Annotated in this window: 10 protein-coding genes and 1 tRNA gene; 6 read left to right on the top strand and 5 right to left on the bottom strand. The window is 35.6% G+C overall.

The features are described 5' to 3' along the window. Positions 1–69: 69 nt before the first annotated feature. From dnaN to AP75_RS04270, 3 genes are all read right to left on the bottom strand, one after another. Positions 70–1,200: a DNA polymerase III subunit beta gene (dnaN, locus tag AP75_RS04280; protein ID WP_031503636.1), complete on the bottom strand. Its 1,131-nt coding sequence runs from the start codon at positions 1,198–1,200 to the stop codon at positions 70–72. Between the two features lie 170 nt (positions 1,201–1,370). Continuing rightward, entirely contained in the window at positions 1,371–2,084 is a 714-nt protein-coding gene (locus AP75_RS04275) for a DUF2490 domain-containing protein (RefSeq protein ID WP_088263682.1), read from the bottom strand. Between the two features lie 32 nt (positions 2,085–2,116). Continuing rightward, the gene (locus AP75_RS04270; RefSeq protein ID WP_088263681.1) at positions 2,117–3,925 is read right to left on the bottom strand and encodes a TonB-dependent receptor; all 1,809 of its coding nucleotides are present in this window, start codon (positions 3,923–3,925) and stop codon (positions 2,117–2,119) included. Between the two features lie 392 nt (positions 3,926–4,317). Here AP75_RS04270 and uvrA point away from each other — a divergent pair, with 392 nt between their 5' ends. Then, positions 4,318–7,104 carry an excinuclease ABC subunit UvrA gene (gene uvrA, locus AP75_RS04265; protein ID WP_088263680.1) on the top strand — a complete coding sequence of 929 codons (2,787 nt, stop codon included), beginning with the start codon at positions 4,318–4,320 and terminating at the stop codon, positions 7,102–7,104. A gap of 299 nt (positions 7,105–7,403) precedes the next feature. On the opposite strand, the gene AP75_RS04260 is transcribed toward uvrA, so the two are convergent. Both AP75_RS04260 and AP75_RS04255 read right to left on the bottom strand, forming a co-directional pair. Then, positions 7,404–7,475: transfer RNA gene (locus tag AP75_RS04260), tRNA-Arg, on the bottom strand. Between the two features lie 74 nt (positions 7,476–7,549). Beyond that, positions 7,550–8,566 carry a M28 family metallopeptidase gene (locus tag AP75_RS04255; RefSeq protein WP_031503633.1) on the bottom strand — a complete coding sequence of 339 codons (1,017 nt, stop codon included), beginning with the start codon at positions 8,564–8,566 and terminating at the stop codon, positions 7,550–7,552. Positions 8,567–8,642: 76 nt separating this feature from the next. On the opposite strand from AP75_RS04255, the gene AP75_RS04250 reads away from it, so the two are divergent. The 5 genes from AP75_RS04250 to arsB all read left to right on the top strand — a co-directional run bounded on the left by AP75_RS04250 (position 8,643) and on the right by arsB (position 12,391). Beyond that, on the top strand, positions 8,643–9,785 hold the full coding sequence (locus AP75_RS04250; protein WP_031503631.1) for a methionine aminotransferase: 1,143 nt from the start codon (positions 8,643–8,645) through the stop codon (positions 9,783–9,785). 88 nt (positions 9,786–9,873) lie between these two features. Further along, positions 9,874–10,200 (top strand): ArsR/SmtB family transcription factor, encoded by a 327-nt coding sequence (locus AP75_RS04245; RefSeq protein ID WP_031503629.1) that lies wholly within the window; start codon positions 9,874–9,876, stop codon positions 10,198–10,200. Positions 10,201–10,257: 57 nt separating this feature from the next. Further along, positions 10,258–10,725 carry a DUF6428 family protein gene (locus AP75_RS04240; RefSeq protein ID WP_031503627.1) on the top strand — a complete coding sequence of 156 codons (468 nt, stop codon included), beginning with the start codon at positions 10,258–10,260 and terminating at the stop codon, positions 10,723–10,725. Positions 10,726–10,744: 19 nt separating this feature from the next. Next, on the top strand, positions 10,745–11,359 hold the full coding sequence (locus AP75_RS04235; RefSeq protein WP_088263679.1) for a low molecular weight phosphatase family protein: 615 nt from the start codon (positions 10,745–10,747) through the stop codon (positions 11,357–11,359). A gap of 3 nt (positions 11,360–11,362) precedes the next feature. Next, complete coding sequence (arsB, locus tag AP75_RS04230; RefSeq protein WP_031501733.1) at positions 11,363–12,391, top strand: ACR3 family arsenite efflux transporter; 1,029 nt, start codon at positions 11,363–11,365, stop codon at positions 12,389–12,391. Positions 12,392–12,805: the final 414 nt, after the last annotated feature.

Below are 12,805 nucleotides of genomic sequence, written 5' to 3'. Positions count from 1 at the left end.
TTGGAGTTTAAAAAAAATTGAGATCTGAAAAATTTCAAATCTCAATTCATTATTTTTTTTAATTAAATCTTACATTCCGATTACCGGCATTGAAAGCATTAAAATATTTTCTTCAGCTTCTAAACCATCAACCGGCTCGATAATTCCCGGTCTGTTCGGTTGCGACATTTTCATGGTGATATCATCAGAACTCAATACAGAAAGCATTTCTGTAAGGAATTTGGAACTAAACCCTATATTTATATCTTCCCCATTGTAATCACAAGGAATTTGCATATCCGCCTTGTTTGCATACTCTGTATCTTCCGCATGAAGGTGAAGAATGTTTCCGGACAACTTAAATCTCACTTGGTTGGTAGATTTGTTGGACATAATGGAAGCTCTTCGGATCGAACTTAAAAGTAAATTTCTGTTAATGGTCAACACGTTTGGATTTTCTTTTGGAATTACCGCAGAATAATTCGGATATTTTCCATCGATTAATCTACATATCCAAATATTGTTTCCAAAAGTGAACTTCGCCATATTTTCATTAAATTCAATGATTACTTCATCATTAGAATTTGCTAGAATATTTTTGAAAATTGCCAAAGGTTTTTTCGGCATGATGAACTCAATAGGTTCAGCATTGATCAAATCGGTTCTTTTATAAACGACTAATCTGTGCGAATCTGTGGAAACAAAGTTGGTTTCATCTTCTTTAAATTGAAACAGAACGCCAGTCATCACCGGTCTAAGGGAATCATTACTTGTTGCGAAAAGTGTATTGGTAAGTGCTTCACTTAATACACCTGCAGAAATTTTAACACTTTGTGCAGCGTCGAATTCGGGTAATTCTGGGTAATCTTCCGCGTTATCCAATGCCACTGCGAAATTGTCTTTTTCATCTAGAATTTCTAATAAACTTCCATTTCCATCTTCAGAATCCTTTACGGATAATGTTAAAGGCTGTTCTCCATAAGTTTTTACAAAATCCTGAAAAATCTTTGCAGGAACGGCAAATTTTCCGGTCTCGTCAGATTTTACTTCCAAAGTCGTTACCAAAGTGGTTTCGCCATCGGACGCGGTAATTTTCAAATTATTTCCATCAACTTCGAACAGGTAATTTTCTAAAATTGGTCTTGACTGAGAACTTGAAATCACTCCACTTACCGTGTTCAATGCTTTCTGTAACTCTCCGCTTGCAACAATAAATTTCATTTGTTATGTTATTTTATCGGTAAAAATGGAACTGCAATTGTGTAAAATCCCCTTTTAATTCCATACAGTTTCATTTATTTTTTATTATTTTGACAAATATATGAATTTGGTACAAAAAAAGTGTCAAACTTTTTCATTAAAAAAACTAAATGCTGCAAAAGTTATCAACATTAATCAGCTCCTGGAAAATTATAAGATTTATCGTCGGAACTATCAATGGTGATATTCAGAGCGAGATATAGAAAATGCAGGTTTTTGTTGCCCGATTTCGCGAATTCTCTTTGCCAGAGGTAGCCGCTCGCGATTCCGAAATTCTCATCAATCTGATAACCAAAGCCTCCAAAAACACGATTTCTGGCAAAAAGAGGTTTCTCGGTTGCTACAAAAAATACTTCATCATAAGCGTTCACAAAGAGCGTTCCTGGTTTTACAGATTCGGAATTAAGCGGAACCGAAACGTTCATTCTGTAACGAAAACGGATTCGATCGGAATGCTGGTCTTTCTTTGGTTCATAAAACCAACTTTTCTCAGCTCTTATTCGGTTTTCAAATTTAAATTTATTAACTTTTAAATCAATAACATCTTGTAACCAAATTCGGAATTCCTCTTTATCCATCGCATGATTTTTGTAGTTTCCGTAACGGCCAATTCCTACAAAAGGTTTATGATTTGGTGTTAAATTATAACCTATTCCACCTTTTATTTCGTAATAATCCGGATAAGAATAATCTTCAATTCCACGCATTTGTCCTTCACCATAAATGAAAAACTTTGGATGTATTTTATAGGTAATCGTTACGGAGTTAAAACTGGAAATATGCTCCTGACCGAAAATCGGGGAAAATATCGCTAAAAGGAGCATCAATATTAATATTTTTTTCATCTTTTTAAAAACGTAAAAATAAACAAAACTTATTAAAAACCAGTTTTGAAACTTACTCCGATATGAAACCACCGACCAGGCATCGGAACACCAAATGTTTCAGTATATTCAGTATCTAGAATATTGTTTACCATAATATAAATATTGTAATTTTTGGCATCATAACTCAATTTTTCATCCAGAATTTGATAACTTCCTGTCGAAACTCTTTCATTATATCGGTAAATCAATTGGTTTGTAAATTTTTTCAAGAAGAAAACTTCTAATTTAGCCACAAACTGATGTTTTAAATTTTCCATCACATACCGCGACAACAAGCCGGTTGGTTGCTCGTAGTTACTTTCTAAAAAAGTATAGCCCACAGAATATGATTTTAGGAAGGAATTAAAATGTTGAGCCAATTCCACTTCTACCCCTTTAGTCTTGATTTTACCGATGTTTTCAGCACGCCAAATATCGTTTGCATTTTGCTTTGACCAATCGATGGAATTATCTGAATCCCTTAAAAATCCACTGATTTTTCCCAGAAAACTCTGCTTTTGAAATCGGTATCCAATTTCAGCTGACACTGCATTTTCGGGCTTCAAATTGGGATTTCCCGCTTCAGTCTTGCTCACATAATATAAATCGGTAAACGTTGGAATTCTGTTAACTTTTGCAATATTTCCATAGATTTTATGATGTTCACTAAAATTAAATCCTAGGTCCAAACCTGGATAAAAGAAATTGCCTTCCGTATCATAATTTGCCCACGAAATTCCGGGAGAAATATTCAATTTATTTTCAAGAAAAGAAAAATGATGTTCAAAAAAAACTTGTGTCACAAACCTCTCGCGATGTCCCAAATTGTTACTGGCAAGGAATTCTTTGCGAAGTTCCAATCCCAAACCAGTCGTTCCCAAATCTGATCGGTAACTTCCGTTTAGCTCGGCTCCAAAACTATTTCCAATGTGCATATTTCGATAAATTTCCGGTTTATTGCGGATATATTCGTACATATCTTGTCCTCTTCGCCAGTAAACTGCAGAATTTAATCCCCATTTTTCGTAATTTTTATCAATTCCTAAACTCACAATTGAAGCTTGCGTTTCTTCGTACTGATCTTTTGCGGCAGGTGTTGCATAAAAACCATTCGCTCCGAACTTTTTCTCCTGAATTCCGGCCTGAAAGTTCACATTTCCATTTTCGATTTTGTATCGGTTTTGGTAAAAAATATTGTTGATTTTGTAATCAGTATTGTAGCGGTAGCCATCAGAACTGCTCGAATTTACCTGAATAAAATTTGAAGAACGTGTATTTCCAAAATTAGCCCCAACTCCTAAAGAATAGGTTTTGAAATCTCCGCCACTTGCCGTAAAAACGATATTCTCATCGGAAGAAGGTTTGGTGATAATATTAATAACTCCTGCATAAGCATTTTGACCAAAACGACGTGCAGCAGGACCTTTCACGATTTCTATTTTTTCCACAGAAGCTAAATCAAAGGGAATATTCATAGAATTATGGCCAGTTTGCGAATCATTAATTCTAATTCCATTTACCAAAATCAAAACCTGCTCGAAACTGCTTCCACGAACAGAAATATCGGCTTGAACCCCATTTCCTCCTCTTTTTCGAATATCCATTCCTGTGAATTGTGCCAAAACTTCTTCGATGCTTTTCGCAGGAGAATTTTCTAATTCTTGTTTGGAAATTACAGTGATATTTTCATTCACCTTTTTCAGTGGAAGATTCAGAAATTTTCCTTGCACCGTAATTTCGCTAATCTCACTTTCCTTTTCCTGCGCCGAAAACATTCCAATTACTCCCAAAAACAGAACGGAACAAACTAGTTTTTTCATTTACGATATATTTTTATAGATTTATTTGAATTAATGATAAATATTCTTTAGAAAAAAACATCAAGCATAATTATGTTTATACTAAAAAATAGTGGCAAATATAAACACTTATTCTCGTCACAAAAAAGCTTTTCTGTAATATTTACTTCATTTAAAAACGAATAAAATACTGCTCAAAAAACTGTATGTCGTAAATATCTGAAAGCCAAAAATTTTGGCTTTTTTTAATTAATAGTGCAATGAAATAATTAGATAATTAATTGATGATTTCACTACTTAATTCTTAATGCAGAAAAATAATATTTTGGTGGGAAATCTCCTGATACTTAAAATGAAAGTCTATGAAAGTTTCTGAGCAAAAAACCGTATTTTTGTAGGTCTCAATTTTACCTATGACTAAAAATCCAGAAATCGATATTAAAAAGCAAATTTTCGTTAAGAACGCTCATCTTAACAACCTGAAACACATCGATGTTCTTCTTCCGAAGAATAAATTAATTGTGATTACGGGCGTTTCCGGGAGCGGAAAATCTTCACTGGCTTTCGACACCATTTATGCCGAAGGACAGCGCAGATATGTAGAAAGTTTAAGTTCTTATGCACGACAATTTCTTGGAAAATTGGAAAAGCCGAAGGTGGACGACATTAAAGGTTTGGCGCCTTCGATCGCGATTCAACAAAAAGTAATTTCTTCGAATCCGCGCTCTACCGTCGGAACTTCAACCGAAGTTTACGATTATCTGAAGTTGTTTTTCGCAAGAGTTGGACGAACTTTTTCGCCAATATCCGGTCGGGAAGTGAAGAAAGATTCGGTTTCTGATGTGATCGATTTCATTAAGAAAAATGAAAACCAAACTTTTCTACTGAGAAACCCATTGAATTTTGACCTTTCCAAATTCAACGAGCAACTGAAAACGCTAAAATTATCAGGTTTTACAAGAATTGAAGTCAATGGAAATGTTGCAGGAATTGAAGATCTTGAGAGTTTCGGATTTGTTCCTGAAAAAGACATGGAAATTCAGCTGGTGATTGATCGTTTTCGGTATGAAGAGGATGAAAACTTCTTGCAAAGACTTGCCGACTCTATTCAAATGGCGTTTTACGAAGGTCATGGTTATTGCTCACTGAAAAATATCGAAACCGGAAAAATCACCGAATTTTCAAATAAATTTGAGTTGGACGGAATGACTTTCATGGAACCCAATGTTCATTTTTTTAGTTTTAATAATCCTTATGGAGCTTGTCCGGAATGTGAAGGATACGGAAAAGTCGTTGGAATTGATGAAGATTTGGTAATTCCCAACAAGAACCTATCGGTTTATGAGGACGCAGTGGCCAGTTGGAAAGGTGAATCCATGAGCGATTGGAAGAAAGAATTCATTAAAAAAGCAGGAACGCAATTTCCTATTCATAAACCCTATCATCAACTTAGTAAAGAGCAGAGAAACTTTCTCTGGAAAGGCGATAACTCCAGAAATTTCCCCTCGATCAACAACTTCTTCAAAATGGTGGAGGAAAATCTTTACAAAATTCAATATCGCGTGATGCTTTCCCGATTTCGAGGAAAAACCATTTGCCCGACTTGCGAAGGATTGAGATTGCGCCAGGAAACGCAGTACGTGAAGATTGATGGACATAATATTCAGGATATGATCGAGCTTCCATTGGATGAATTGTTGCCATTAATCAAATCTTTAAGACTCAATAAACACGACGCAGAAATCGCAAAACGGTTGCTTTATGAAATCACTACCCGACTTGAATTTTTAGACAAAGTTGGCTTAGGATATCTCACGCTCAACCGAACTTCTAACACCCTTTCCGGTGGCGAAAGTCAACGGATTAATCTTGCAACATCTTTGGGAAGTTCCTTAGTTGGTTCCATTTATATTCTGGATGAACCGTCGATTGGATTGCATTCTCGGGATACTGAAAATTTAATTGAAGTCTTAATAAATCTTCGGGATTTGGGCAATACAGTGATTGTGGTAGAACATGACGAAGACGTTATGAAAGCCGCCGATTATATCATCGATATTGGTCCAGAAGCAGGATATCTTGGCGGTGAGCTAGTTTTTGCTGGAGATTTCAAAGAATTGAAAAATTCAGATTCACTTACCGCTCAATATTTAACAGGAAAATTAGAAATTAAAGTTCCTGAAAAACGACGAAAAGCAAAGGAATTTATTCAAATAAAAGGTGCGCGACAAAACAATCTGAAAAACATCGATGTCAATATTCCATTGGAAAGTTTGGTCGTGATTTCCGGAGTTTCGGGAAGTGGAAAATCAACATTGATGAAAGAAATTCTCACGAACGACATTCAAATTCAATTGGGAATGGGCGGAAAAAAAGCCGATTATGATTCGGTGGAATTCCCTAAAAAACTCATCAAAAATATAGAACTGATTGACCAGAACCCAATCGGAAAATCTTCGCGATCCAATCCTGTAACCTATTTGAAGGCCTACGACGATATTAGGGATCTTTTTTCCAAACAAAAACTCGCGAAATTGCAAGGTTTGAAACCAAAACATTTTTCGTTCAACGTAGATGGCGGAAGATGCGATGAATGCAAGGGCGAAGGCGTAATCAACGTTTCGATGCAGTTTATGGCTGATATCGAATTGGAATGCGAAACTTGCCACGGAACGCGCTTCAAAAACGAAATTCTTGAAATCAAATTTGATGAAAAAAACATTTCGGATGTCCTCCACATGACCGTGGATGAAGCATTGGAATTTTTCAGCGAAAACGACGAGCAGAAAATTGTGACCAAACTGAAACCACTGCAGGAAGTAGGTTTGGGATATCTTCAACTCGGGCAAAGCTCTTCTACTCTTTCTGGCGGTGAAGCTCAAAGGGTGAAACTAGCTTCTTTCCTTGTGAAGGGTGTTTCCAACGATAAAACACTTTTCATTTTCGATGAACCTTCTACTGGTTTGCATTTTCACGACATCAATAAATTGTTGACTTCCCTTCAAGCTTTGATTGAATTGGGACATTCGGTGATTGTTATTGAGCATCAACCCGACATCATCAAATCTGCAGATTACATCATCGACATCGGTCCGGAAGCAGGAAAACACGGTGGTGAGGTGGTTTTTGCAGGAACTCCGGAAGATTTAATTAAGGATAAAAAATCACATACGGCGAAATATTTAAAGGAAAAACTGTAACATAATGATGATTTAACATTCAATTTAGGTACTTTATCCACAAAAAAATGTGAATAAAAAGTGTTTTTTAACATTTAGTTTACATTACTTATTAAAAATTGTATTAAATTTACTATGAAAATAAGAGAGAATGAGGACTTTTTTCTATTTCAATATCCACAGAAATACCATTAAATTGATATAAAAATTTAAGAGAAGCATCGTCGGCTTCTCTTTTTTGTTGTTGTCTAATTAAAAAATGAGATGTTTTTATCTATTGAATCCGTTGCTAAACAGCGGATTCTCTTATTTGCGGAAAGTGACTCCACCAAGAATCGAACTTGGATCTAAAGTTTAGGAAACTTCTATTCTATCCGTTGAACTATGGAGCCGACGATCAAATGTACAAAAAACAAAAACTCCGCTGCAAAAGCAACAGAGTAATTATTTTGGATCTTGAGATTTTCTACTGATTTTTTTTATCGACCACAATTCTATCTTTTCTATTTGCCAATTCCCAGGCAGTTGCGAAAACAAGTTGAGCGCGTTTCTGAAGCGCTTCATAATCAATTTTATCAGCGTCATCGGTTGGCTGATGGTAATCTTCATGAATTCCATCAAAGAAAAAAGCAACCGGAACGCCGTTTTTGGCAAAATTATAATGATCGGAACGGTAATACAATCTTTGCGGATCTTTTGGATCGTCATATTTATAATTTAGCTCCATTTGGGTTACTTTATTATTGGCTTCCACATTAATTTTCTTTAAATCTGAACTCAACATTTCGGAGCCAATTACATACACATAATTTTTTCCGCAATTTTCAGGATCGCATCTTCCGATCATATCAATATTAAGATTAGCTACGGTATTTGCCATCGGGAAAATCGGGTTTTCAGCATAAAATTTTGATCCCAACAATCCATGTTCTTCGCCGGTTACATGAAGAAAGAGTATCGATCTTTTCGGTCCATGTCCCGATTTTTTCGCATTCTGGAAAGCTTTTGCAATTTGCATTACCGCAACAGTTCCACTTCCATCGTCATCAGCTCCGTTGAAAACCACACCATTTTTGGTTCCTACATGATCGTAATGTGCAGAAACCACGATGATTTCTTCGGGTTTTTCTGTTCCTTTGATAAAAGCTAAAATATTTTCAGAATCTGGCAAACCACGCCCTCTTCCTGTATTCAAACTAGCTGCAGGAATTTTTTGGTAATAAGAATTCATTCGATCTGGATGAGAAATACCCATTTCCATATATTGCTTAATCATATATTCACCGGCTTTTTTCTGTCCTGGACTTCCGGTATCGCGACCTCCCATTTCGTCGGAAGCAATCACATAAAGATTTTTCTTTAAATCCTGTTGCGAAATAGTTTCTAATGATTGTTTAAATACTTTACCATCATAAGAATAGTTCACAGAAGCACAACTGCTAAGCATCACCACCGAAAATAGCGGAAGAAAAAGGTTTTTCATAATTATTTTTTTGAAGTTTAAAAGTAACAAATAAATTTTAAAACAAATCTTAAAGTTTATTTTTAAATTTGATGATATGATTAAAAGAAAACATTCAGGCAAAGACCTTACGATATTCTCTGAAATGACGGCGCTTGCACAACGAAACAACGCGGTAAATCTTTCACAAGGTTTCCCCGATTATGAAGTTGATGACCGACTGAAAAAACTTCTCGCTGAAGGAACCGAGAAAAAATTTAATCAATACGCACCCATGAGCGGACTTCCTGTATTGGTTGAAAATCTTATCACCTTTAACCAAAATAGAAAACTGCCGATTTCCTTGGTCAATGAAAACATCACCATTTCTCCGGGAGCAACGTACGCGATTTACACTGCACTAGCCGCGATTATTGGTTTTGATGACGAAGTGATCGTTTTGGAGCCTTCGTACGATTCGTATGTTCCAGCAATTGAAATGAATGGCGGTTTGCCGGTTTTTGTGAGTTTAAAAAACGACTTTGAAGTGGATTTTGATATATTGAAAAATGCAATATCAGAGAAAACAAAAGCGATAATCATCAATTCACCACATAATCCTTCCGGGAAAATTTGGAAAAAATCCGATTGGGATCAACTTGCGTCGATCATAGATTCTACAGAAATCATCGTAATTTCCGATGAAGTTTACGATATTCTCACTTATGATGAGAACGAATTTTGTAGCGCTTTTCATCATCCAAAACTTCGCGAAAGATGTTTCAGTATATTTTCTTTTGGTAAAATGTTTCACATCACCGGCTGGAAAGTGGGTTATATCTTGGCTTCGGAGGAACTTACCCTCGCCTATCGCCGTGTTCATCAATATTTAAGTTTTAGCGTGAATTCGCCTTCACAATATGCTTTAGCAAAATATCTCGAAATCTTTGATGCTGAAGAAAACCGAAAAATCATGCAACAAAAAAGAGATTTTTTCCTCAATGAATTCAAGAATCTTCCGTTTTCATTAAAAGAAAAAGCCGAAGCCGGATATTTTCAGGTATTGGGTTATGAAAACATATCGAATATTTCAGATAAAGAATTTGCAATTTGGCTAACAGAACAAGCAAAAGTTGCAACTATTCCACTTTCGGCGTTCTATCATGAGGAAACCAACACTGGAATGATTCGTTTCTGTTTTGCGAAAAAAGAAGAAACCATCGCTGATGCATCTTCTAAAATCAAAGACTTTTTAGGTTAGAAATATCATGTTTTTAAAAATAATTAAATGAAATGTTTGGTGTAAATCTTATTTATCGTAATATTGCAATATTAAATAGATAAAAAAAATGGGCGCAACAAAAACTGAACATTTTACCGAGAACCAAAATAAAATGGCAACCATCGCAAAAGCAATGGGACATCCGGCTCGAATTGCTATTATCGAATATCTAATGAAAGTAAATGAATGCATTTGCGGCGATATCGTGAATGAACTTCCGTTGGCACAACCGACGGTTTCTCAGCATTTAAAAGAACTTAAAAACGCAGGAATTATCAAAGGAAATATCGAAGGAAATTCAATCTGCTATTGTATTGATGAGGAAACAATTAAGATTTTCAATGCTTATTTTTCGTCTATTGTACAAACTGTTGCCAAATCCAAATGCTGCTAAGCATTTTTTTAATTATCTATATCGCAATATTGCATTAAAACTATAAAATCAAATACAATGAAACTTTCAGCAGTAAAACAGATTTTGCCAACATTAGAAAATGTTGAATTTCAATTGGAAAACGGGACTTTCGTTCCAGAACATTTTCATGTAACGGAAGTCGGAATGATCAACAAAAATTTCATCGATTGCGGCGGCGTAATTCGCAATGAAAAAGTGGTGAATTTTCAACTTTGGAATGCCGACGATCTTGAACACCGCTTGAAACCAGGAAAATTACTAAACATTATCAAACTTTCCGAAGAAAAATTGGGAATTGAAGACCACGAAATCGAGGTGGAATATCAAAGCGAAACCATCGGAAAATACGATTTGGAATTCAATGGAAAAACATTTGTTTTGCGCAATAAAATGACAGCTTGTTTGGCTCAGGATGCGTGTGGAATTCCCAGCGAAAAGGTGAAAAGAAATCTATCCGAACTGAAACCTGTTTCAAAATGTGCCCCAAATTCTGGTTGCTGCTAATTACAAAATCAAAATAAACATGAATCCTACGCTATCAAAAACAATTTCCGGACTTGTAGAAAACTTTAAAATCACGGACGAAAGAAAAGCAACTTTACAACCACTTATCGATTTTATTCAAGATAAAAAAGATAAAAATCTGCCTATAAATCTCAATTTTATTTGCACCCACAATTCCCGAAGAAGCCATCTATCACAGGTTTGGGCACAAGTTGCAGCCGCTTTTTACAAAGTTCCAAATGTGAGTTGCTATTCCGGCGGAACTGAAGAAACCGCGTTGTTTCCGAAAGTTGCAGAAACATTGAGCACTCAAGGGTTTCAGGTGTTGAAAATTTCTGCTGAACCAAATCCTGTTTATGCCATTAAATTTGATGAAAATAGCAAACCAATCATTGGATTTTCAAAAAAATACGATCACGCTTTCAACCCGGAAAATGGTTTCGCAGCGATTATGACTTGTTCTCAAGCTGATGGCGGTTGCCCTTTCATCGCAGGGACCGAAAAACGAATCCCAATCACTTTTGAAGATCCAAAAGTTTCTGATAATACTCCTCAACAAAACGAAGTTTACGCAGAAAGAAGTTTGCAAATTGCTTCGGAAATGTTCTTTGTTTTTTCTCAAATTAAATCTTAAAAAATGCAACCAAAACTCAAATTTCTCGATCGATTTCTTACGCTTTGGATATTTTTAGCGATGCTTTTGGGAATCGGAATTGGTTATTTTTTTCCAAGTATTGCAGAGAAAACCCAAATGATTTCGGTAGGTTCTACAAATATTCCGTTAGCAATCGGATTGATCGTGATGATGTATCCTCCACTAACAAAAGTGGATTATTCACTTTTACCAAAAGCTTTCAAAGACACCAAAGCCATGTCGGTTTCGTTGCTATTGAACTGGGTAATTGGACCAATTTTGATGTTCATTTTAGCGATCGTTTTCCTTAGAGACGAACCTGATTATATGATGGGATTAATCTTGATTGGACTCGCAAGATGTATCGCAATGGTGCTGGTTTGGAACGATTTGGCAAAAGGAAACCGTGAATACGCCGCGCTATTGGTCGCTTTAAATAGTGTTTTTCAGTTGATTTTTTATAGCATTTATGCATGGTTTTTCATTAATATTTTGCCGCAAAAATTAGGTTTCGGAAGTTTCCAAATTTCTGTTCCGATGAGCGATGTGGCCGAAAGTGTTTTCATCTATCTTGGAATTCCTTTTCTTGCCGGATTTTTGAGCAGATATTTTTTAATTAAATCCAAAGGAACCGAATGGTACAACCGAAAATTCATTCCTTTTATTTCGCCATTTACTTTGTATGCGCTGCTTTTCACCATCGTTTTGATGTTTAGTTTGAAAGGCGACAAAATCATTGAATTGCCTTCTGATGTCTTGAAAGTTGCAGTCCCGCTAGTGATTTATTTTATTGTCACTTTTTTCATCAGTTTCTTTGTTGGAAAAGCTTTAAAATTACCTTACGACAAAAATGCATCAATCGCTTTCACTGCAACAGGAAACAATTTCGAGCTTGCAATCGCTGTAGCAATCGCTGTTTTCGGGATTCATTCGCCCCAAGCTTTTGTGGGTGTTATCGGCCCTTTGGTTGAAGTTCCGGTGCTTATCTTGCTGGTTCGGGTAAGTTTATGGCTGAAGAAAAAATATTATTAAAACGCTATTTAAAAATTCAAATTCTCTTTAATTTTAATAAAGAAAAACAAGCAATATTCTGAAATCCACAATTAATCAACGAAAGAAGATGATTGGGGATTTTTGCTAGATATGATCGAAAAATTCGGCACATTATTGGTTTATATAGTCTCTCCTTAAACCACCTATAATTTACTGATTATTAGTATTTTGGGTTCAAAATAGCTTGTTTTTTATTGCAAGAATTTGTATCTTAGAGCTTTAAAACCTTGCAAATATGTTGGGGAAAAATCCAGAAAAGAAGCCAGAATTATTCCGCCCAATGTTGGTGGATTTTATTGACCACGAGCATGAACTTGTTCTACTTTCAGAAAAAATAGATTGGAATTATTTTGAGAAAGAATTTTCGCCCTTGTATTCCAAAGTGGGCAATCC

Source organism: Kaistella haifensis DSM 19056, assembly GCF_000735695.2.
GTDB lineage: Bacteria > Bacteroidota > Bacteroidia > Flavobacteriales > Weeksellaceae > Kaistella > Kaistella haifensis.
This window is presented reverse-complemented; position numbering and strand designations above follow the sequence as displayed.